Origin of the sequence: Xylophilus sp. GOD-11R (assembly GCF_033546935.1) — a bacterium.
Taxonomy (GTDB): Bacteria; Pseudomonadota; Gammaproteobacteria; order Burkholderiales; family Burkholderiaceae_C; genus Xylophilus.
The window spans coordinates 2,034,086-2,055,214 of sequence record NZ_CP137854.1 but is presented as its reverse complement, the minus strand read 5'-3'; the positions used below and the strand labels follow the sequence as shown (position 1 = coordinate 2,055,214).

At 65.1% G+C, this 21,129-nt stretch carries 18 protein-coding genes and 1 tRNA gene; 7 read left to right on the top strand and 12 right to left on the bottom strand.

What is annotated here, in order from left to right; translation table 11 throughout:
* Positions 1-102: 102 nt before the first annotated feature.
* The 9 genes from rbfA to R9X41_RS09635 form a co-directional block, all read right to left on the bottom strand.
* Entirely contained in the window at positions 103-474 is a 372-nt protein-coding gene (gene rbfA, locus R9X41_RS09675) for a 30S ribosome-binding factor RbfA (RefSeq protein WP_318634655.1), read from the bottom strand.
* Between the two features lie 124 nt (positions 475-598).
* Positions 599-3,478: a translation initiation factor IF-2 gene (gene infB / locus R9X41_RS09670; RefSeq protein ID WP_318634654.1), complete on the bottom strand. Its 2,880-nt coding sequence runs from the start codon at positions 3,476-3,478 to the stop codon at positions 599-601.
* A gap of 24 nt (positions 3,479-3,502) precedes the next feature.
* The gene (gene nusA / locus R9X41_RS09665) at positions 3,503-4,987 is read right to left on the bottom strand and encodes a transcription termination factor NusA (protein ID WP_318634653.1); all 1,485 of its coding nucleotides are present in this window, start codon (positions 4,985-4,987) and stop codon (positions 3,503-3,505) included.
* A 68-nt stretch (positions 4,988-5,055) separates the two neighbouring features.
* Positions 5,056-5,691: a ribosome maturation factor RimP gene (gene rimP / locus R9X41_RS09660; RefSeq protein ID WP_318634652.1), complete on the bottom strand. Its 636-nt coding sequence runs from the start codon at positions 5,689-5,691 to the stop codon at positions 5,056-5,058.
* 99 nt (positions 5,692-5,790) lie between these two features.
* Positions 5,791-6,162 (bottom strand): thioredoxin family protein, encoded by a 372-nt coding sequence (locus R9X41_RS09655; RefSeq protein ID WP_318634651.1) that lies wholly within the window; start codon positions 6,160-6,162, stop codon positions 5,791-5,793.
* Between the two features lie 66 nt (positions 6,163-6,228).
* Complete coding sequence (locus R9X41_RS09650; protein WP_318634650.1) at positions 6,229-7,854, bottom strand: ABC transporter ATP-binding protein; 1,626 nt, start codon at positions 7,852-7,854, stop codon at positions 6,229-6,231.
* Positions 7,851-8,876, bottom strand: coding sequence for an ABC transporter permease (locus tag R9X41_RS09645; RefSeq protein WP_318635191.1), 1,026 nt, complete (start codon positions 8,874-8,876; stop codon positions 7,851-7,853). Before R9X41_RS09645 ends, R9X41_RS09650 begins: the two co-directional genes overlap by 4 nt.
* 56 nt (positions 8,877-8,932) lie before the next feature.
* A complete protein-coding gene (locus R9X41_RS09640; protein WP_318634649.1) occupies positions 8,933-9,967 on the bottom strand; it encodes a microcin C ABC transporter permease YejB in 1,035 nt (344 codons plus the stop codon).
* Between the two features lie 17 nt (positions 9,968-9,984).
* Positions 9,985-11,754, bottom strand: a complete 1,770-nt coding sequence (locus R9X41_RS09635; RefSeq protein WP_318634648.1) for an extracellular solute-binding protein — start codon at positions 11,752-11,754, stop codon at positions 9,985-9,987.
* A 73-nt stretch (positions 11,755-11,827) separates the two neighbouring features.
* On the opposite strand from R9X41_RS09635, the gene fabI reads away from it, so the two are divergent.
* Complete coding sequence (gene fabI, locus R9X41_RS09630) at positions 11,828-12,619, top strand: enoyl-ACP reductase FabI (protein ID WP_318634647.1); 792 nt, start codon at positions 11,828-11,830, stop codon at positions 12,617-12,619.
* Positions 12,620-12,654: 35 nt separating this feature from the next.
* On the top strand, positions 12,655-13,509 hold the full coding sequence (locus R9X41_RS09625) for a DNA ligase (RefSeq protein WP_412556678.1): 855 nt from the start codon (positions 12,655-12,657) through the stop codon (positions 13,507-13,509).
* Positions 13,510-13,581: 72 nt separating this feature from the next.
* Here the strand turns inward: R9X41_RS09625 and R9X41_RS09620 are convergent, their stop codons facing one another.
* Positions 13,582-15,936, bottom strand: coding sequence for an Orn/Lys/Arg family decarboxylase (locus tag R9X41_RS09620; RefSeq protein ID WP_318634646.1), 2,355 nt, complete (start codon positions 15,934-15,936; stop codon positions 13,582-13,584).
* 160 nt (positions 15,937-16,096) lie between these two features.
* On the opposite strand from R9X41_RS09620, the gene R9X41_RS09615 reads away from it, so the two are divergent.
* The 3 genes from R9X41_RS09615 (at position 16,097) to R9X41_RS09605 (ending at position 17,620) form a co-directional block, all read left to right on the top strand.
* Positions 16,097-16,543, top strand: a complete 447-nt coding sequence (locus tag R9X41_RS09615) for an NfeD family protein (protein ID WP_318634645.1) — start codon at positions 16,097-16,099, stop codon at positions 16,541-16,543.
* A 25-nt stretch (positions 16,544-16,568) separates the two neighbouring features.
* Complete coding sequence (locus tag R9X41_RS09610) at positions 16,569-17,483, top strand: SPFH domain-containing protein (protein ID WP_318634644.1); 915 nt, start codon at positions 16,569-16,571, stop codon at positions 17,481-17,483.
* 46 nt (positions 17,484-17,529) lie between these two features.
* Positions 17,530-17,620: transfer RNA gene (locus R9X41_RS09605), tRNA-Ser, on the top strand.
* A gap of 498 nt (positions 17,621-18,118) precedes the next feature.
* On the opposite strand, the gene R9X41_RS09600 is transcribed toward R9X41_RS09605, so the two are convergent.
* Positions 18,119-18,316 carry a hypothetical protein gene (locus R9X41_RS09600; protein WP_318634643.1) on the bottom strand — a complete coding sequence of 66 codons (198 nt, stop codon included), beginning with the start codon at positions 18,314-18,316 and terminating at the stop codon, positions 18,119-18,121.
* A 261-nt stretch (positions 18,317-18,577) separates the two neighbouring features.
* Here R9X41_RS09600 and R9X41_RS09595 point away from each other — a divergent pair, with 261 nt between their 5' ends.
* Entirely contained in the window at positions 18,578-19,441 is an 864-nt protein-coding gene (locus R9X41_RS09595; RefSeq protein ID WP_318634642.1) for a hypothetical protein, read from the top strand.
* Between the two features lie 255 nt (positions 19,442-19,696).
* Here R9X41_RS09595 and R9X41_RS09590 read toward each other — a convergent pair whose 3' ends face one another.
* Positions 19,697-20,506 (bottom strand): autotransporter-associated beta strand repeat-containing protein, encoded by an 810-nt coding sequence (locus R9X41_RS09590; protein WP_318635189.1) that lies wholly within the window; start codon positions 20,504-20,506, stop codon positions 19,697-19,699.
* Here R9X41_RS09590 and R9X41_RS09585 point away from each other — a divergent pair.
* On the top strand, positions 20,403-20,792 hold the full coding sequence (locus R9X41_RS09585; RefSeq protein WP_318635325.1) for a hypothetical protein: 390 nt from the start codon (positions 20,403-20,405) through the stop codon (positions 20,790-20,792). The two genes, R9X41_RS09590 and R9X41_RS09585, sit on opposite strands and share 104 nt — an antisense overlap.
* The last annotated feature ends 337 nt before the right edge of the window (positions 20,793-21,129 follow it).

Here is a 21,129-nt window from a genome sequence, read left to right as displayed (position 1 = left end):
TCGAGGCGCACGAGCGCGGTCCGCACGCGCGTTCGACGCATGCAAACCGTTGCCCCCCAAGGGGGCATTCGCTCCTTGGGGCGGCCCGGCGGTGCTCATGTGTCAGTCGTCTTTGGAGCGCGAGGCCACGGCCTGCGCGATCAGGGCGTTCATGTCCGAGGCGCGCTCGGGCGTGCGGTCGAACTGGAAATGCAGCGTGGGCACCGTGTGGATGTGCAGCCGCTTGAACAGACCGGCGCGCAGAAAGCCTGCCGCCTGGCTGAGACCTTCCAGAGCCTCGTCCTTGTCACCCGTCAGCACGCTGAAGAAAACCTTGGCATGCGCGTAATCGGGCGTGACCTCGACCGCCTGGATCGTGACCATGCCCACGCGCGGATCCTTCAACTCGCGGGCGATCAGCTCCGACAGATCGCGCTGGATCTGGTCGGCGACGCGGAAGCCGCGGTTGGGGACAGATGATTTCTTTTTAGGCATTGGGGTAAATCGCGCGCAAGCGTCGCGAGATGGCATCCAGTGCTAGGCGCGGAGCCGCATGCAGTACTTCAGTACGACCAGGCGACTGCAACGACGCAATGGATGTCATATCACGGCGCGCTGCTTACAGCGTGCGGGCGATCTCCTTGATCTCGAAGAATTCCAGCTGATCCAGCTCGCGGATATCGTTGTAGTTGCGCAGCTTGATACCGCACTCGAAGCCTTCCTTGACCTCGCGTACGTCGTCCTTCATGCGCTTGACCGACTCGACTTCGCCCGTGTAGACCACCACGTTCTCGCGCAGCAGACGGAAGCGGCAGTTGCGCGTGACCTGGCCCGAGGTGATGTAGGAGCCTGCGACCGTACCGATCTTGGACGCCACGAACACCGTGCGGATTTCGGCGGTGCCGATGACTTCCTCGCGCTGCTCCGGTGCCAGCATCCCGGACATGGCGGCACGAAGCTCGTCCACCGCGTCATAGATGATGTCGTAGTAGTGCAGCTGGATGCCGTTGCCTTCAGCCGTCTTGCGGGCACCGGAATCGGCGCGCACGTTGAAGCCGATGACCACCGCCTTGGAAGCGATCGCCAGGTTGATGTCGGACTCGCTGATGCCACCGACGCCCGCATACACGATCTGCACGCGGACTTCTTCCGTGGACAGCTTGAGCAACGATTGCGCCAGCGCTTCCTGCGAACCTTGCACGTCGGCCTTGATGATGACCGGCAGGGTCTTGACCTCGCCGCCCGTCATGTCGGAGAACATGTTTTCCAGCTTCGCCGCCTGCTGCTTGGCCAGCTTGGTGTTGCGGAACTTGCCGGCACGGTAGGTCGCGATTTCGCGGGCCCGGCGTTCGTCGCCCAGCACCATGAATTCGTCACCAGCCTGCGGCACTTCCGTCAGACCCTGGATCTCGACCGGGATCGACGGGCCGGCGGACTTGGTGGTCCGGCCGTTCTCGTCGACCATGGCTCGGACGCGGCCATAGGTCTGGCCGGCCAGCACGATGTCGCCGGTCTTGAGCGTGCCGGATTGCACCAGCACCGTCGCAACCGGGCCACGGCCCTTGTCGAGCTGCGCTTCGATGACCAGGCCCTTGGCGGCGGCATCGACCGGCGCGCGGAGTTCCAGCACTTCGGCCTGCAGCAGCACCTGTTCGAGCAGGTCGTCGATGCCCTGGCCAGTCTTGGCCGAGACGCTGACGAACGGCGAATCGCCGCCGTACTCTTCGGGCACGACTTCCTCGACCACCAGCTCCTGCTTGACGCGGTCGGGGTTGGCATCGGGCTTGTCGATCTTGTTGACCGCGACCACGATCGGCACACCGGCAGCCTTGGCATGCTTGATGGCTTCCTTGGTCTGCGGCATGACGCCGTCGTCGGCCGCGACCACCAGGATCACGATGTCGGTCGCTTGAGCACCGCGGGCACGCATGGCGGTGAACGCCTCGTGGCCCGGGGTATCCAGGAAGGACACCATGCCACGCTCGGTTTCGACGTGGTAGGCACCGATGTGCTGCGTAATGCCGCCGGCTTCGCCGGAAGCGACCTTGGCACGACGGATGTAGTCCAGCAGCGAGGTCTTGCCGTGGTCGACGTGACCCATGACGGTCACCACTGGAGCGCGCGGCAGGGCTTCACCGGAATGTGCGCCGACGTCTTCGTCGGTGAACGCTTCCGGATCGTCCAGCGCGGCGACGACCGCCTTGTGGCCGAACTCTTCCACCACGATCATCGCGGTGTCCTGGTCCAGCGGCTGGTTCATCGTGACCATCTGGCCGAGTTTCATCAACTGCTTGATGACCTCGGCGGCCTTCACCGACATCTTGTGCGCCAGTTCGGCCACGGTGATGGTTTCCGGCACGTGCACTTCGAGCGTGCGTTGCTCGACGGCTTGTTGCTGCGAGAAATCGTCGCGCTGGTCGCCGCGCTGATCGCCACGGCGGCCACGCGGGCCGGCGCGCCAGCTGTTGCGGCCCACACCACCCGAGCTGTCGCCGCGGGTCTTGATTTCCTTCTTCTTGGCCGGATCGCCCGCCCAGCTGGACGACAGCTTGGCCGACTTGACTTCCTTGCCGGCACCGGCGCCTGGCGCCGCAGGCGCACCCGGGCGTGCCGTACCCGCACCGACGGCGGGCTTGTGCAGCGTGCCCTTGACGCCCGGCTTGACTTCACCCGGCTTGGCGACGGGCTTCGGCGGCTCTTCAGGCTTCTTGGCGACCAGCACCTTCTTGGGCGTGGCCATCATGGAGCGGATGGCAGCAGCTTCGGCTTCGGCCTTGCGGCGACGGGTGTCGAGATCGGTCGCACGCGCGGCTTCTTCGGCAGCACGGGCACGCGACTCGGCCTCGGCAGCGGCACGGGCGTCAGCCTGGGCCTTCTGGCGCGCGGCGATCTGCTCGGCCTGCTCGCGGTTGGCTTCGGCCTTCTCGGCGGTCACCTGGGCCTTCTTGGCTTCTTCCTGAGCGGCGTAGGCGGCGGCACGTTCTTCGGCCTCGCGTTCGCGGCGCTCGCGCTCTTCGCGGCTACGGCGTTTCTCGGCCAGTTCTTCTTCCTGCACGCGAAGCTGATCCGCGGTGCTGCGCATCTCTTCTTCGCGACGCTGCAGTTCGAGGTCTGCGGCCGAGTACACCGGTTCCGCCTGCGCGGCTTCCAGAGCCTGGTCGGCGTCGAGTTCGCCTTCGGGTGCGGCATCGCTGCCCTCGTCACGCTTGATGAAGGTGCGCTTCTTGCGGACTTCGACCTGGATCGTGCGGGCACGCCCGGTGGCATCGGCCTGCTTGATCTCGCTGGTGGACTTCTTCACCAGCGTGATCTTCTTGCGATCGGCGGCGACAGTGCCGTGGCTGGCCTGCAGATAGCCGAGCAGCTTCTGCTTGTCACCCTCGGTCAGGATATCGGACGAAGCCCCCTTGCTCACGCCGGCCGAGCGGAGCTGGTCGAGCAAGGTTTCAGTGGACTTCTTGAGTTCGGTTGCGAACTCGGCTACGGTAGTGCTGGACATATTCTTTGCGGTCCTCCACGTCTCTTACTCTTGACCCGCGAACCAATGTTCGCGTGCCTTGAGAATCAGGCTCTTGGCCTCGTCGGCGGACTGGCCGGTAATTTCTGTGAGTTCGTCTACGCCGAGGTCGGCAAGATCGTCGCGCGTATGCACACCGGCGGTCGCCAGCGTGGAGATGTGTTCGGGCGTCAGCCCGCCGAGGTCACGCAGGTCCTGCGAAACGCCGCCGACGTTTTCCTCGCGGGCGATTTCCATCGTCAGCAGGGCGTCCTTGGCGCGGGAGCGCAGTTCGTTGACCGTGTCTTCGTCGAAGCTTTCGATCTCCAGCATTTCCTGAAGCGGCACGTAGGCGACTTCTTCGAGGCTGGTGAAACCTTCCTGGATCAGGATGTCGGCGATTTCCTCGTCGACGTCGAGCTTTTCCATGAATAGCGAACGGCCGGCCTGGGCTTCGTCGGCCTGCTTCTGGGCAGACTCGGCGGCATCCATGATGTTGATCTTCCAGCCGGTGAGGTCGGAAGCCAGGCGCACGTTCTGGCCGCCTCGGCCGATGGCGATGGCGAGGTTTTCCTCGTCGACCACCACGTCCATGGCGTGCTTCTCTTCGTCGACCACGATCGACGACACGTTGGCAGGCGCCAGGGCGCCGATGACGAACTGCGCCGGATCCTCGCTCCACAGCACGATGTCGACGCGTTCCCCGGCCAGCTCGTTGGTGACCGCATTGACCCGGGTGCCGCGCACGCCGACGCAGGTGCCGATCGGGTCGACGCGCTTGTCGTGCGAGAGCACGGCGATCTTGGCGCGGCTGCCGGGGTCACGGGCGCAGGACTTGATCTCGAGAAGGCCTTGTTCGATCTCGGGCACTTCGTTGCGGAAGAGCTCGATCATGAATTCCGGAGCCGAACGCGACAGGATGATCGGCGCGCCGCGCAGCGTCAGGTCGACTTCCATGATCATGGCCCGCACGCGGTCGCCGTTGCGCAGGTTTTCCTTGGGGATCATCTCGCTGCGACGCAGGCGGCCTTCGACGCGCCCGGCCTCGACGATGATGTCGCCCTTGTCCATGCGCTTGACGGTGCCGGTGAAGATCTTTTCGCCGCGCGACATGAAGTCGTTGAGCAGCATTTCGCGCTCGGCGTCACGGATCTTCTGCAGGATGACCTGCTTGGCCGCCATGGCACCGATACGGCCGATCGGCACCGACTCGACTGACTCTTCGATGTGCTCGTCGACCTCGATGTCAGGAATCTGCTCCTTGGCTTCAAACAGCAGGATTTCCTGCTCGGGCAGTTGCAGACCGGCCTCGTCCGGCACCACGTGCCAGCGGCGGAAAGTTTCGTAGACACCGGTGTCGCGATCGATCGCCACGCGGATATCCACTTCACCGCTGTAGAGCTTCTTGGTTGCCTGCGCCAGGGCGGATTCGACCGCGCCGAAGACGACGTCACGCTCGACGCTCTTTTCGCGGGAAATCGCCTCGACCAGCATCAACAATTCGCGATTCATGCAACTAACTCCTGTCCTGTACTTTTTTCCGCCAACGGCCGCCTTCGCAAGACGACCGAACCGGCACCTTAGTTCTCGGCGCCGGGCTCGGCAGCCTCGGCCGAATCGCTGGCTTCGCCACGCGACTTGCGGCCCTTGAAATCCACGATGGGGGCGAGCCGTGCCTCACGCAACTCCTGCAGCGTGAACGCCATCGCATGCAGGGGCAACGCTTCCAGCCGCTTCTTGCTCACCTTCGCACCGGGCTTGGCCTCGGGCTCGTCGGTCCAGACGATCTGCCAGATGGCTTCTCCACCTTTGGGAGCACGTTCGAGCCGACCCCGGAATTTTTTGCGATTGGCAGCAACCTGTCCACCTCCGGCCGCGCCGATGGGAGCCTTGAGGACCAGATCGATGACTTCGCCTTCGAAACGTTCGAAATCCTGCTGATGGCGCAAGGGCCGGTCGATGCCCGGCGAGGAAACCTCGAGCCGGTTGTAGTCGACGCCGTCGACCTCGAGCGCGAACTGCAGCTGCCGCGTCACCTTCTCGCAATCTTCCACCGTCACGAACTGCTCGGGAACGCCCGCCTCGCTGGCAGACGCGTGACCTTGCCACGGCAAATCGATGGTGATGCGCAGCAAACCACCCGCGGAGCGTTCGATCTCCACGAGGTCATAGCCTAGGCCGATTACGGTCGTCTCTACGATCTGCTGCAGTGCCACGTTGCTGGAAAGCCCACCAAAAAAGGTAACGGATGAAAACCGATCGACCAAAAAAAACGGGCGGTTGGTATCCGCCCGTTTGGTCGTCAGCCTGCAATTCTACTCCGGCCGTGATATTTGTGCAATGCGATCGCCCGGCCCGCTCGCCTGAAGTCGCGCCAGAAGCGAGGCGGATTGCGGCACCTCCGCTGCGTCGGCCCCGAGGCTTGCCAACAGGCGGTCGAGCAGCGTGCCTTGCGGCAAAACCGGGCCCAGAAAAACGACCCGATCGCCTCGCGCGATCAGCACCGTCGGGAAAGTCTCGACATCGAGGTCGCCGGCGACCTCCGATTCGTCCTCTACGTCGAGCCAGCGAAAATTTGCTTCCGGATGGCGCGCGGCGACATCGGTGAAGGCAGCGCGCCAATCGCGGCAGACGCCGCACCACTCGGCGCACAAACTCACTACCAGCAGGTCCTGCATCGTCGTCATCGGCTGAATTCGTCCGCCCAAAAGGCAAATGCTAGCGCAGCGCACGCGCGGCGGCAGTGGCATGCGTCAGGCGCCAGCAGCTTCGACGAGCCGACGGGTGTACGGATGCGATGGCGCATCCAGCACCTGCGCCGCGGTTCCGGACTCCACCGTCTGGCCGTCCTTCATGGCCATCACGTCGTGCGCCATGGCGCGTACCACGTCCATGTCGTGGGTGATCAGCAGGTAGGCGAGCCCATGCTCACGCTGCAGCCGTTGCAGCAGGTCGAGCACCTGCTTCTGGATGGTCACGTCGAGCGCACTGGTCGGCTCGTCGAGCACCAGCACGCGCGGCTGCACGACCAGCGCCCGGGCGATCGCCAGCCGTTGGCGCTGACCGCCGGAAAACGCATGCGGATAGCGCTCCAGCAGTCCGGGAAACTGCTGCTCGTCCAGACCGACGTCGGCAAGCGCGGCACGCACCCGTGCGTCGCGCGTCGCCGCGTCGAGCTCGGAAAAATGCACCTGCAGGCCCTCCCCCACCAGTTCGCCGACCGTCATACGGGGCGACAGCGACGAGAACGGGTCCTGAAAAACCACCTGCACCAGTCGCCGCAGCGGGCGGTCTTCGCCCAGCTTCCCGCTCCAGTGGCGGCCGTCGATCCGCAGTTCACCCTCGTGCGGCTGCAGCCCCAGCACCGCGAGCGCGAGCGTGGATTTGCCCGAGCCCGATTCGCCGACCACCGCCAGCGTGCGGCCTGGAAAGACTTTCAGCCCGACGTCCCGCACCGCGACGAAGGAGTTCTTGCGGAACCAGCCTGTGATGCCCGGACGCGGCACCGGATAGCGCACCGTCAGACGCTCGCCCTCGATCAACGGCGCCAAACCCGCTGCCACCGCTTGCTCGTCCACCGCCCGTCGCGGCACGCTGTCGAGCAACTTGCGGGTGTAGGGATGGCTCGGACGGGAAAAGACATCGGCCACCGGCCCCTGCTCGACGATATGGCCGCGCTCCATCACCGCCACCCGGTCGGCGAAGCGCCGCACCATCAGCAGATCGTGGGTGATCAGCAGCACCGCCATGCCCTGGCTGCGCTGCAAGTCGGTCAGCAGATCGAGGATCTGCGCCCGCAGGGTGACATCCAGCGCGGTGGTCGGCTCGTCGGCCAGCAGCAGGCGCGGCTGGTTGGCGAGCGCCATCGCGATCATCGCACGCTGCCGCTGGCCGCCGGACAGCTGGTGCGGATAGCTGCGCGCACGGCGTTCGGGCTCGGGAATGCCGGTATCGGCCATGAGCGAAACCGCCTTCTCCCACGCCTGGCGCGCCGGCATCGCACGCTTGACCTGCAGCACCTCGGCGATCTGCGCGCCGACGGGAAACAGCGGATTGAGCGCGGTCATCGGCTCCTGGAAAATCATTGCTACCTCGTCGCCCCGGACGGCGCGCAGCGCGCGTTCGGGCAGGGTCAGCAGGTCACGCGCCGCGCCGCCGTCGCGCGGCTGCAGCAGCGCGCTGCCACTGGCCCAGGCGTCGGGCACCAGCCGCAGCAGGCTCATCGCGGTGATCGTCTTGCCAGAACCGGATTCGCCGACGAGCGCCAGCTTTTCGCCGGGCATGACGTGGAAGTCGATGCCATGCACCACCTCGTTGCCACCGAAGGCGATGCGCAGGCCGCGGACGTCGAGCAGCGGAGTGTCGGGAGACTCGTTCATGTTTTGCGCGGATCCAGCGCGTCGCGCAAGGCATCGCCAGTGAAGGTCAGCAGGAGCAAGGTGACGGTCAGCACGCCGAAGGTCGACAGCGAAATCCACCAGGCGTCGATGTTCGCCTTGCCCTGGTTGAGCAGCTCGCCCAACGACGGCGTACCAGGCGGCACGCCCAGGCCCAGGAAGTCGAGCGAGGTCAGTGCCAGGATCGAGGCGCTCATGCGGAACGGCAGAAAGGTCACGACCGGCGTCAGGCTGTTGGGCAGGATGTGGCGCCACACGATCTGCCGGTGCGACACCCCCATCGCCCGCGCGGCTCGCACGTAGTCGAGCTGGCGGTTGCGCAGGAACTCGGCCCGTACGTAATCCGACAAGCCCATCCAGCCGAAGAGCGACAGCAGCACCAGCAGCAGGGCCACGCTCGGCGCGAAGACGGCGCTGAAGATGATGAGCAGGTAGAGCTCCGGCATGGAGCCCCAGATCTCGATGAAGCGCTGGAAAGCCAGGTCGGTGCGGCCGCTCAGGTAGCCTTGGATCGCACCGGTAAGCACACCCAGCAGCACGCCGATGACCGTCAGTGCCAGCCCGAACAGCACGCTCAGGCGAAAGCCGTAGATGAGTTGCGCCAGCAGGTCGCGGCCCCGATCGTCGGTACCGAAGAAGTTGTCGCGAGAAGGCTCGGCCGGGTGGGGTTCACGGGCGAAGTAGTTGAGCGTCTTCGGTCCGTAGGGGTTGGGCGCGTAGATCGCCCAGTTGGCGCCGGCGGTGATGCGGTCGCGGATGAAGGGGTCGAGGTAGTCAGCGGGGGTTTCGAAGTCGCCGCCGAAGGTCTTTTCGGAGTAGTCGTTCAGCACCGGAAAGTAGGTCTGGCCCTCATAGCGCACGACCAGCGGGCGCTCGGTCGACAGCACCTCGGCGAACAGGCTCGCCACCACCATGACGCTGAAGAGCACGAGGCTCCAGAAGCCCAGCCGGTTGCGCCGGAAGCGCCGCCACGCCCGGCGCCCGGGCGAAACGGCCGCGGGCATGGCGGTGATGACAGGCGCCTCAGCCACGGACGGCACCTCGTGCCCGGCGGGCGAATTCAATCGAAACGTACACGCGGGTCCACCCAGACATAGCAAAGATCACCCACCAGCTTGGTCAGCAGGCCGATCAAGGTAAACAGGTAGAGCGTTCCCAGCACGACCGGGTAGTCGCGCCGGATCACGCTCTCGTAGCTGAGCAGGCCCAGGCCGTCGAGCGAGAACAGGGTCTCGATCAGCAGCGAGCCGGTGAAGAACGCGCCGATGAAGGCCGCCGGAAAACCCGTGACGATGGGGATCAGCGCATTGCGCATGACATGGCGCCAGAGCACCTGCCGCTCGGTAAGGCCCTTGGCGCGCGCTACCAGCACGTACTGCTTGCGGATCTCTTCCAGGAAGGCGTTCTTGGTCAGCATGGCCGTGACCGCGAAGCTGCCGAACACCATGGCGGTCACCGGCAACACGATGTGCCACAGGTAATCGACGATGCGTGCCGGCCAGCTCAGGCTTTCCCAGTCGGGCGAGGTGAGGCCGCGCAGCGGAAACCATTGCAGCTGGCCGCCGAAGATCACCAGCAGCGCCACACCGAGCACGAAACCCGGGATGGCATAACCGATCAGCACGACGAGCGTGGTGACGAAGTCGAAGCGCGTGCCCGCACGCACCGCCTTGCTCACGCCCAGCGGCACCGCGATGAGATAGCTGATGAAGAAGGTCCACAGCCCCAGGCTGGCCGACACCGGCAGTTTTTCCAGCACCAGGTCCCAGACGTCCTTGCGCTGGTAGAAGCTCTGCCCCAGGTCGAATCGCGCGAAGGACTTGAGCATGAGCCAGAAGCGCTCGACCGGCGGCTTGTCGAAGCCGTAGAGCACCTTGATTTCTTCGATGCGTTTGGCGTCCAGCCCCTGCCGACCCCGGTAGCCCGCGCCGCTGCTGGCGGCGCCCTCCCCGCCCGAGTCGCGGCCCTGCAGTTGCGCCACCATCTGCTCGACCGGTCCGCCCGGCACGAACTGCACCACCGCGAACGTCACCAGCAGCACGCCGAACAGCGTGGGCACCATCAACAGCAGGCGTTTGAGTACGTAGACGAGCATGGTGTTGGCGCGTTTCCTCAGCGATTCTCGGGCGAAGCCCACCAGGTCGAAAGCGCCCAGCTGTCCACCTGGTAGTAGGGCGGCACGATGGGCGGCAGCACGAAACGCCGCTGGCGGTAACCCACCAAGAAGCCGTCGCTGTACCACTGCGGCACCGAGTAGTAGCCGTTGGACAGCACACGGTCGAGCGCGCGCATGGCGGTGGCGAGCTCGTCGCGGGTGGTCGCCTTGACGACCTTGCCGAGCAACACGTCGACCGCCGGATCGGCGATGCCCCAGATGTTCGAAGACCCGTTGGTGGCCGCCGCCTTGGAACCGAAATACTCGAACAGTTCGCCACCCGGCGCGGTGCTGCCGGGCAGGCGGATGGTGGTCATCTCGAATTCGAAGTTGTCCATGCGCTGCTGGTAGAGCGAGGGATCGACGTTGCGGATGTCCATCACGATGCCGAGCTTGACCAGCGCCGCCTGCATCGGCGCCATGACCCGAGCCAGCGAAGGCTGGTTGTTGAGCACCTCGATGGTGAATGCCTGGCCTTTGGCGTTGCGCAAGGCGCCGTCGCGGTAGGTCCAGCCGGCGGCGGTCAACAGGTCGCGGGCCTGGCGCAGGTTGTCGCGCAGGCTCGACGGCGGTGCGGTGCTCGGCGATACCGGCGCCGGGCCGAAGACCGCCGGCGAGAGCTTGTCGCGCAAGGGCTCCAGCAACGCCAGCTCGCCGGGGTCGGGCAGATCGTGGGCGTGGAAATCGCTGTTGGAAAAGTAGCCGTCGACCCGCTTGTAGATGCCGAAGAACAGCTGGCGGTTCATCCACTCGAAGTCCATCGCCAGGGCGATGGCCTGCCGCACCCGCACGTCCTGGAATCGGGCGTCGCGCAGATTGAAGACGTAGCCCTGGAAGTCGCCCGGATTGCGCGCGGTGAAGACCTGCTTCTTCAGGTCGCCGCTGTCGAAGGGCTTGCCTTTGTATTGCCGCGCCCAGTTGCGCGAGATGAACTCGCGCTTGAAGTCGAATTCACCGGCCTTCAAGCCCTCGAACTGCGCCGTCTGGTCCAGATAGAGCTTGAAGTTGATGCGGTCGAAATTGAAATGGCCGCGTCGTACCGGAAGATCGGCGCCCCAGTACTTGGGGTCGCGCTGGTAGGTGATGTCGCGGCCCAGGCGGTTGCTGGCCAAACGGTACGGCCCGGACGAGATGGGCAGATCGGTCGTGATCTGGTCGAAGGGCTTGCCGCCGCCCCACTTTCGGCTGAAAACCGCCATGCTGCCTACCACCAGCGGCAGCTCGGCATTGGCGCTGACGAAGTCGAAACGAACGGTTCGCGGCGCGACCACCGTCACGCCCTTGACCTCGGCATAGATGGTGCGAAATTGCGGCGCGGCCTGCGGCCCGGTCAGGGTCTCGAAGGAGTATTTGACGTCCTCGGCCATGACCGGCGAGCCGTCGTTGAAACGCGCAGCAGGATTGATGCGGAAGGTGGCCGACAGCCGGTCGGCCGGCACCTCGACGTCTTCGGCGAGCAGCCCGTAGGACGTGGTCGGCTCTTCCGAATTGCCCACCAGCAGGCTCTCGAACATGAGCGAGCCCAGGCCCGGCGGCGCGCTGCCCTTGAGGGTGAAGGGATTGAACTTGTCGAAGTTGGTCGACGTGGTGCCCGGCACCAGGCGGAATTCCCCGCCCTTGGGCGCGGCGGGATTCACATAGTCGAAATGGCTGAAGCCGGCCGGATATTTGATGTCGCCGAACTGGGCGTAGGCATGCGCCGCCCAGGAAGGAGCACTGACCAACATAGCCAACAAGAACGAACAAACCCGCATGCGACAATTCTGCGGGATTTTTCAAGCGTTTTCGGAGATAGAAAAAATGGGTTTCCTTGCAGGCAAGAAGTTGCTCATCACCGGTGTGCTCAGCAACCGTTCCATCGCGTATGGCATTGCACGTGCCTGCCATGAACAAGGTGCGGAACTGGCCTTCAGCTACGTCGGCGAGCGCTTCAAGGGCCGCATCACCGAGTTCGCCGCCGATTTCGGCTCCGAACTCATCTTCGACTGCGACGTCGGCGACGACGCGCAGATCGAAAAACTCTTCGTCGACCTGTCGGCCACCTGGCCCAAGTTCGACGGCTTCGTGCACAGCATCGGCTACGCCCCGCGCGAAGCCATCGCCGGCGACTTCCTCGACGGCCTGTCGCGCGAGGGCTTCAAGATCGCCCACGACATCAGTGCCTACAGCTTCCCGGCCATGGCCAAGGCTGCCCTGCCCTATCTCAACGAAAAGGCCGCGCTGCTCACCCTGACCTACCTCGGCGCGATCCGCACCGTGCCCAACTACAACACCATGGGTCTGGCCAAGGCCTCGCTGGAGGCTTCGGTGCGCTACCTCGCCGAGTCGCTCGGCCCGAAGAACATGCGGGTCAACGGCATCAGTGCCGGCCCGATCAAGACGCTGGCAGCCAGCGGCATCAAGGGCTTCGGCAAGATCCTGTCGGTGGTCGCCGAGACCGCGCCGATCCGCCGCAACGTCACCATCGAAGACGTCGGCAATGTCGCCGCCTTCCTGCTGAGCGACCTGGCGGCCGGCGTCAGCGCCGAGATCACCTATGTCGACGGCGGCTTCAGCAACACCGTCGGCGGCATGGCCGAGCCGGCCGCCTGATCGCATTGGGCTTGTCGTTCCGGCTTCGGCCTGTGATGGGCGGCATCGACCGCCGCGCCTGGCTCACGATGGGCGCCGTGGCGCTGCTGCCATCGACAGCAGCCACGGCCGGCGCGCCGCCGGCCCTGATGCTGGCCAATGTGTACCGCCGCGGCATGCCGCTGGGCGATTACTGGGTCAGCGAAAAAATGGACGGCGTGCGCAGCTGGTGGGACGGCAAGCGGCTCTGGACACGCGGCGGCGAACAGGTCTTCGCCCCGGCCTGGTTCACCGCCGGCTGGCCGGCCGTGCCGATGGACGGCGAGCTGTGGGCGGGGCGAGGCCAGTTCCAGAAGGCCGTTTCCATCGCGCGCCAGCAGGCGGCGGGCGACGACGCGTGGCGCACCATGCGCTTCATGGTGTTCGATCTGCCGGCGCAGGCCGGCATCTTCACCGAGCGGCTGTCGGTGCTCAACGGGCTGCTGTCCAAGCTCGACTCGCCCTGGGCGCGTGCCGTGACCCAGTCGCGCGTCGCCAGCCATGCCGCCCTGATGGAGATGATGCACAACGTGGTGCAAGGCGGCGGCGAAGGGCTGGTGCTGCACCGCGGCGACTCGCTCTACCGCGCCGAGCGCAGCGACGACCTGCTCAAGGTCAAGCCCTATGACGATGCCGATGCGCGCGTCATCGGCTACCTGCCGGGCAAAGGCAAATACGCCGGACTGACCGGCGCGCTACAGGTCGAGACGAGCGAGGGCCAGCGCTTTCGCATCGGTTCCGGCCTGACCGATGCCCAGCGTCGCCAGCCACCCGCCATCGGCCACTGGATCAGCTACCGGTACCGCGGCCGCACCGACAGCGGCATGCCGCGCTTTCCGACCTTTCTGCGCGAGCGGCCGGATCTCGGCTAGCGCACCCGTCGCATCGACGATGCGACCAAGGCCCACGCGGCGTGCGGGCGACTCGCGCCGCCCGCCTCAGGATTACATCGTGCGGCTGAACGGCCCGTCGCTGCCGACCTGCACCAGGTTCTCCTCGGTCGCCAGCGGTTGCGGCGGTGACGGCATGTTGGCCAGCGCCACGCAGTCCGCGTAATAGCGCACCTTGCCGTCTTCGCCCTCGAGCTCCACCAGGCCGTGGATATCGGTCTCGAAGCCCGGGCATTTCTGGTTGAACTCGCGGGCAAACTTCAGGTAGTCGACGATCTTCTTGTTGAACACTTCGCCGGGAATCAACAGCGGAATGCCCGGCGGGTATGGCGTCACCAGGCTGGTGGTGATGCGGCCCTCCAGGTCGTCGATCTCCACGCGTTCGGTGCGGCGGTGGGCGATGTACGAATACGCATCGCTCGGCTTCATCGCCGGCGTCAGGTCGGACAGGTACATCTCGGTGGTCAGGCGCGCGATGTCGTATTCGGCGTAGAGCTTGTGCACGTGCTGGCACAGGTCGCGCAGGCCCATGCGTTCGTAGCGTTTGTGCTGCTGGCAGAACTCCGGAAGGATGCGCCACATCGGCTGGTTCTTCTCGTAGTCGTCCTTGAACTGCTGCAGCGCGGTCAGCAGCGTGTTCCAGCGGCCCTTGGTGATGCCGATGGTGAACATGATGAAGAAGCTGTAGAGCCCGGTCTTCTCCACGATCACGCCGTGCTCGGCCAGGAACTTGGTGACGATGGAAGCCGGAATGCCGGTTTCGGCGAACTTGCCCTCCATGTCCAGGCCCGGCGTCACGATGGTCGCCTTGATCGGGTCGAGCATGTTGAAGCCGTCGGCCAGGGTGCCGAAGCCGTGCCACTTGGCGTCGCGCTCCTCGCCCTTGATGATCCAGTCGTCGGCCATGCCGATGCCTTCGTCGGCCAGCTTCTCCGGGCCCCAGACCTTGAACCACCAGTCGTTCTCGCCGAACTCGGCTTCCACCTGGCGCATGGCGCGGCGAAAGTCGAGCGCCTCCAGGATGCTTTCTTCCACCAGCGCGGTGCCGCCAGGAGGCTCCATCATGGCCGCGGCCACGTCGCAGCTGGCAATGATCGCGTACTGCGGGCTGGTCGAGGTGTGCATCAGGAAGGCCTCATTGAAGAGGTGCCGGTCGAGCTTGCGGTTGACCGAATCCTGCACCAGCACGTGGCTGGCCTGGCTGATGCCGGCCAGCAGCTTGTGCGTGGACTGGGTGGAGAACACCAGCGACTCGGTCGGCCGCGCGCGCTTCTTGCCCATCGCGTGGTAGGGGCCGTAGAACGGATGGAAAGCCGCGTGCGGCAGCCAGGCTTCGTCGAAATGCAGCGTGTCGACATAGCCGTCGAGCGCCTTCTTGATCGTCTCGGTGTTGTAGACCACGCCGTCGTAGGTGGACTGCGTCAGCGTGAGGATGCGCGGCTTCACGGTATCGGCGTCCACGCCCTTGAGCAGCGGGTTCGCGCGGATCTTGGCCTTGATCGCCTCGATGTCGAATTCCGAGCGCGGAATCGGTCCGATGATGCCGAAGTGGTTGCGCGTCGGCTTCAGGAAGACCGGGATCGCCCCGGTCATGATGATCGCGTGCAGGTTGGACTTGTGGCAGTTGCGGTCGACCACCACCACGTCGCCCGGTGCCACCGTGTGGTGCCACACCATCTTGTTGCTCGTGCTGGTGCCGTTGGTCACGAAGAAGCAGTGGTCGGCATTGAAGATGCGCGCCGCGTTGCGCTCGCTCTCGGCCACCGGGCCGGTGTGGTCGAGCAGTTGGCCGAGCTCTTCGACCGCGTTGCAGACGTCGGCACGCAGCATGTTCTCGCCGAAGAACTGGTGAAACATCTGGCCGACCGGGCTCTTGAGGAACGCCACGCCACCCGAGTGGCCCGGGCAATGCCACGAGTAGGAGCCGTCCTCGGCGTAGTCGAGCAGCGCCTTGAAGAACGGCGGCTGCACGCTCTCGAGGTAGCTCTTGGCCTCGCGGATGATGTGGCGCGCCACGAACTCCGGCGTGTCCTCGAACATGTGGATGAAGCCGTGCAGCTCGCGCAGGATGTCGTTCGGGATATGTCGCGAAGTCTTGGTTTCGCCGTAGATGTAGATCGGCACCTCGGTATTCTTGCGACGGACTTCGGTGATGAAGGTGCGCAGGTTCAGCACGGCCGGATCGAGATCGGGACCGGGCGTGAACTCTTCGTCGTCGATCGACAGGATGAACGCGCTGGCGCGACTCTGCTGCTGGGCGAACTGCGACAGGTCGCCGTAGCTGGTGGCGCCCAGCACTTCGAAGCCTTCGGTTTCGATGGCCTGCGCCAGGGCACGGATGCCGAGGCCGGAGGTATTTTCGGAGCGGAAGTCCTCGTCGATGATGACGATGGGAAAGCGGAATTTCATGAGGCGGCTCCGGGCTGCGGGGCGGGGTTTCGACGACGTACGGGCGAAAAGACGCGCGAGTGTAAGGAATCGCGGAGGCAGCTCGGTGACAAGCCGCTTTTTGCCCCCAGAATCGATCGCACACCGCCCGGGCGGTGAACCGAAAAAGGAGGCGAAACGGATGATGGCTCTATCGACGTGGTGGTGGATTCTGGCGGGTCTGGCCGTGGTGGCCGAGCTGCTGACCGGCACCGTCTACCTGCTGTTGATCGGTGCCGGCATGGTCGCCGGCGCGCTGGCCGCGCATGCGGGTCTGGCGCTGACGACGCAGATCGTCATCGCCGCCGTGGTCGGCGCCGGACTGGTGGCGGTATGGTGGCGCATCCGGGCGCCTGCGCGCCGCGCCGCCGAGCCACCGCAGGCCAACGCCGACCTCAACCTCGACATCGGCCAGACGGTCCACATCGACATTTGGTCGGCCGAAGGCGCCGCCTCGGTCATGCACCGGGGCGCGCGCTGGACGGCCGTGCCGGTCGACCGGCAGGCCCCGGCGCCGGCACCCGGCGCCTACCGCATCGTCGCCATCGAAGGCGCCAGCCTCGTCGTCGCGCCGCTGGCCACACCCTGATCCCGTCCACCCCAGAAAGTCCTGCATGGAACTCGCCATCGTCATCCTCGTCCTCGCGGTCGTCTTCATCAGCCAGTCGATCCGCATCGTGCCCCAGCAGAACGCCTGGGTGCGTGAGCGCCTGGGCAAGTACCTCGACACCATGACACCGGGGCTCAACTTCATCCTGCCCTTCGTCGACAAAGTCGCCTACAAGCACAGCCTGAAGGAGATCCCGATGGACGTGCCGAGCCAGGTCTGCATCACGCGCGACAACACGCAGCTGCAGGTCGACGGCATCCTGTACCTGCAGGTCACCGACCCGATGCGCGCCAGCTACGGCTCGTCCAACTACCTCATGGCCGTCACCCAACTGGCGCAGACCTCGCTGCGCAGCGTGATCGGCAAGCTGGAGCTCGACAAGACCTTCGAGGAGCGCGACATCATCAACGCACAGGTGGTCGCGGCCATCGACGAGGCCGCGCTGAACTGGGGCGTGAAGGTGCTGCGCTACGAGATCAAGGACCTGACCCCGCCCAAGGAGATCCTGCTGGCGATGCAGTCGCAGATCACCGCCGAACGCGAGAAGCGCGCGCTCATCGCCGCCTCCGAAGGCCGGCGCCAGGAGCAGATCAACATCGCCACCGGCGAGCGTGAAGCCTTCATCGCCCGATCGGAGGGCGAAAAGCAGTCGATCATCAACAAGGCCCAGGGCGAGGCCGCTTCGATCACGGCGGTGGCCGTGGCAACCGCCGAGGCCATAGAGCGGGTGGCCGCCGCCATTCGTCAGCCCGGCGGTGAGCAGGCGGTGCAGCTAAAGGTGGCCGAGCGTGCGGTGGATGCGTTTTCGCGCGTGGCGTCGGAGTCGCGCACCACGCTGGTCGTACCGCACGGCATGGGCGAGGTGTCCGGGCTGATCGCGTCGGCGATGGAGCTGGTCGGGACGATCAAAAAGCCCTGATCAGCGAGCCGAACCACCGTTTTTGCCATGCTAGAATCATGGGCTTGGAGCGGTGGATGAGTGGTTTAAGTCGCACGCCTGGAAAGCGTGTGTGGGTTAATAGCCCACCGAGGGTTCGAATCCCTCCTGCTCCGCCAAGAACATGTTCGCTGCCATTCGCGAACGTCCAGACAAAGCCCCTGAACCAATCGGTCAGGGGCTTTTTCTTTGGTCGGAATCGCATCATTGCAAGCTGATCATTTGGGCTGCAGATTGCGCTCGTTGCCCGCCGCGCTTAGTTCAACCCCGATGCCCCGCTGCGGATCATTGTCACAAGAGCGCGCAAGGGCGACGGCGATGTGGAGTGGCGTGCCGGTATCGGACACGTGGACCGACACTCGATGGATACAGTGGTCGTCGGCTGATTCCAGTCGAAGTGTCGCTTGGTTGCATCCGCTGCCACCAGCGATTGGACCGGTTGACCAAAGCGTCCAGCTGCTTTGCATCGTTGGCGCTGAAGAACTGCAAGGTATTCATTGCTGGAGTGGCCACACACGATAGCGGTAGCAGCAGAACGGTTGCGCGCATCGGGCCGCAGAGTCTCGCTCCCAAGAATTCACCGGTTTGAAATTGATGGCGCTGGATCGTAGGCGGCCTCACAACTCCGACGATGCCCTGGTGTAGACATCCCACGCGTCTTTCCTGCGTTTTGCCAGGTCGGCCAACAGGTTGGCCCATCGCTCCTTTTCTTCCCCGCGTGCCGTGGCCACGCGCGGGTCGGCGCGGGCGGTGCGGTAGCGAACATCCGCGATGACCCACATCGTGTAGGCATGACGAGCGGCAGCTGATGACATGCCCATGTTTTATCGCCGCCAATCACGCCATCTGTGATCACAGGTTTCCATCTCAGCCAACCTGAAACGCAAGACCGGGTCTCCGGCTGCCTCTTCCCGCATGGTTCTCGGGGTGTGTGTCTGGCGAATTGCCGCGCAGCGAGCCCTGTCGCACCCGTTGGCCTTGCCGCTGAACCCACACTTGCGGCTCATCTCGATGACAAGGTCTCGGACCACCCGGAATCCAATCGAGCGCCAGACCCTGGCATTTTCGGCCCCATCATGAATCACACCTACGCGCATCCGTTCCAAAGCCAATGGGGCCGCCTGTTGGCCCGATTATTCAATTCCCCGAGCATCGCGGCCGCCCGGCGTGCGCTGATGTCGCGCATGCCGTTTCTCGTGCTGGAGAGCGACGTGGTCGACGTTGTCTACGCGACATGGCTGGTCGATGCGTCCGAAGCGGCCCGCCTGGCCCCGCCGGGATGCCGGCTTCTGATGCGGGAAGGCTTCACGCCACTGACCATCCTGAGCTATCGCCATGGCCACTTCGGCCCACGGTTGCTGGGCCCGTTGCGGCGCTTCATGCCGTCACCACTGCAAAGCAACTGGCGGCTCTACCTGGCCGAAGCAATGCCGGGCGGAACGCCGGTCGCCACCGTCGCCTTCGTGCACAACGTGATGGACAGCCTGCTCCATGTCGCGGCGACCCGTGTGTTCAGCGATGCCCTGCCCTCGCATTGGCCGCGCACGTTCGAGTTTTCGGTGGGAGCGACCGAGGCGAAGGTGCGGATCGAACCCGGCACAGGCAGCGCGCCGGCGCTCGGCTTGCGATTCGAGCGCCACGCCGAGACGGAGTTGACTGCTGCTTGGCAGCAATGGTTTGGAAACTGGCGCGAGGCCGTGGACCAACTGGCCACCCAGCACGCCGCGGTGTTGGAAGTGCCGACCGGCCCCGGCGGAATCCGCCGCGTCGCAGAAGCAACCATCAGCCTGCCGGTGGACGTGTCGGCTGTCGAGCCCATGAAGCTGGTCGACGCCGAGACGTTTTGTCCCCTGCTCGAGATGCTTCACGCACGCACGGAATCCTTGTGCTTTCTGCTCCCGCGGGTTCGGTTTGCCGCGCTGTCGGAAAAGTTGCTTTGACGGTCCTCGACAGGGGGTTTAGAACCGACATCGTGCCGAATGTCGCCTGCCCCCAGATCGTCATGGCGACCGGAAGCTCTCCTACGCCCGACTGTCAGGATCCCTTTCGCTGACTCTTCCCATCCGTTTCTAAGTTGAAGGCTCTTAGCAACCATCTAAAGGAACAGACATGCACAAAACCATCGCCACCCATTTCCGTATCGCCGCCGCCGTGACCGCTGCAGCCGCCGCGCTGGCCGTTGCACCGGTCCAGGCTCAGACTGGCGGCGCGGCCGGTGGGGCCGCCGGTGGCTCCATGGGCGGAAGCTCCATGGGCGGTACCGGCTCGACCGGGATGTCCGGCACGGCATCCGGTAATGCCACCGGCACCGGCACCGGCAACGGCACTGGCACCGGCACCGGCACCGGCATGAACTCCTCGACACGTGCGACCGGCAAGAGCGGCGCCACCGGCGCTACTGGCGGCGCGACCTCCAAGGGCATGGGCACCGGTGTGACCTCCGGAACCCCAAATAGCGCCGCCGGTACCGTGCCCAGCGGCAACGGTGTGGCCAACCCCGGCACGGGCGGCTCTGCCGGAGCCGCCGGCAGCGGCGCCTCGGGCGGCGGCGCGGGCACCGGCAGCCGCTGATCAGCCAATGATGCGCGGTTGGAGGCCGCTGGCGGTGTAACCGCCACTACGTCACGGCCGGGAACGGAGATGCCGCTGAACGTGCCCGATAGCGAAGGGCGGTGGTCAGGTTCAAGGTGTCGCCGACGGTCGGCGTGTATCCGCTTTGGAAACCGACGGCCAGCGTACCGCCGGCGGTGTCCGCTGCGCCAGCCACAGCGCAGCGACCATTCCCGGAGCCGCCGAGCACCAGTTGAAGGTGGTCTCGGCGCACTGGGTATAGGTGCCGGTGATGGTGACGGCATACGCGCCCTGATCACGCAGCGTGCCGCCCCCGCATACACCGCGCCCTTGGCCAAGGCACGGGACGAACCGGCCACCAGCAAGCCGGCGGAAACCTCGGTGCCACCGGTAAAACTGTTGGTCCCGTCGAGCGTGAGCGAGCCGCTGCCCAGCTTGGTCAGCTTGGCCGCGCCGCCGATGTCGCTGCGCCAATGGTCTGCTGGCGAAAAGACGCTCGCATCCATGGTGTCGGACACATCACCGTTGAAGGCGCCGCAACCGCCGGCCGCAGCGATGAGGTCCAGGCGACCCCATCCTTCCGCATCGTCCATGGGCGAATTGCCCGATGCGATCGCCGTGGTCTTGAGCACCACGCGCCGCTGGGATGGTCAGTCCGCTGTTGTTGGCTGCCGTCGTATCGACGACGACGGCGTCGTTGCTACCAACTCATGCGCTTAGATCGAGGGGGGCGGGCACGGGATCCGCCATTGATCGGCGAGTGATGCCGCTACCGCCATCGGAATCGGTATCGGTATCGGTATCGCTATCGGATATGCCCGGAGTTTGCAGAGGCTTGAGAAAACGCCTCGGTGAAAAGGGCGAGGCCGCAATCATTAAAACAATCGGCCGACCGTATGCAGTACGCCCCACGACGCCATGACGGTCTTGTCACAGGATGGTTGACGCTCCGGCGCGGGAGGCCCGCGTAAGCCTGATCGTTATGCAGGCACTCGAAGCTGGACAAGTCTGCATACCCATTAATGGGTATTTCGAATTGTGAATTTAAGCCGACTGT

Excerpts from the sequence above, each read along its gene's own strand:
- rbfA (WP_318634655.1), bottom strand. The coding sequence starts at position 474 with ATGCCTAAAAAGAAATCATCTGTCCCCAACCGCGGCTTCCGCGTCGCC.
- R9X41_RS09615 (WP_318634645.1), top strand. The coding sequence starts at position 16,097 with ATGATGGCTCTATCGACGTGGTGGTGGATTCTGGCGGGTCTGGCCGTG.
- R9X41_RS09600 (WP_318634643.1), bottom strand. The coding sequence starts at position 18,316 with ATGTCATCAGCTGCCGCTCGTCATGCCTACACGATGTGGGTCATCGCG.
- R9X41_RS09655 (WP_318634651.1), bottom strand. The coding sequence starts at position 6,162 with ATGACGACGATGCAGGACCTGCTGGTAGTGAGTTTGTGCGCCGAGTGG.
- R9X41_RS09625 (WP_412556678.1), top strand. The coding sequence starts at position 12,655 with ATGGGCGGCATCGACCGCCGCGCCTGGCTCACGATGGGCGCCGTGGCG.
- R9X41_RS09635 (WP_318634648.1), bottom strand. The coding sequence starts at position 11,754 with ATGTTGGTCAGTGCTCCTTCCTGGGCGGCGCATGCCTACGCCCAGTTC.
- fabI (WP_318634647.1), top strand. The coding sequence starts at position 11,828 with ATGGGTTTCCTTGCAGGCAAGAAGTTGCTCATCACCGGTGTGCTCAGC.
- R9X41_RS09645 (WP_318635191.1), bottom strand. The coding sequence starts at position 8,876 with ATGCCCGCGGCCGTTTCGCCCGGGCGCCGGGCGTGGCGGCGCTTCCGG.
- infB (WP_318634654.1), bottom strand. The coding sequence starts at position 3,478 with ATGTCCAGCACTACCGTAGCCGAGTTCGCAACCGAACTCAAGAAGTCC.
- R9X41_RS09610 (WP_318634644.1), top strand. The coding sequence starts at position 16,569 with ATGGAACTCGCCATCGTCATCCTCGTCCTCGCGGTCGTCTTCATCAGC.
- R9X41_RS09595 (WP_318634642.1), top strand. The coding sequence starts at position 18,578 with ATGAATCACACCTACGCGCATCCGTTCCAAAGCCAATGGGGCCGCCTG.
- R9X41_RS09620 (WP_318634646.1), bottom strand. The coding sequence starts at position 15,936 with ATGAAATTCCGCTTTCCCATCGTCATCATCGACGAGGACTTCCGCTCC.
- R9X41_RS09640 (WP_318634649.1), bottom strand. The coding sequence starts at position 9,967 with ATGCTCGTCTACGTACTCAAACGCCTGCTGTTGATGGTGCCCACGCTG.
- R9X41_RS09650 (WP_318634650.1), bottom strand. The coding sequence starts at position 7,854 with ATGAACGAGTCTCCCGACACTCCGCTGCTCGACGTCCGCGGCCTGCGC.
- nusA (WP_318634653.1), bottom strand. The coding sequence starts at position 4,987 with ATGAATCGCGAATTGTTGATGCTGGTCGAGGCGATTTCCCGCGAAAAG.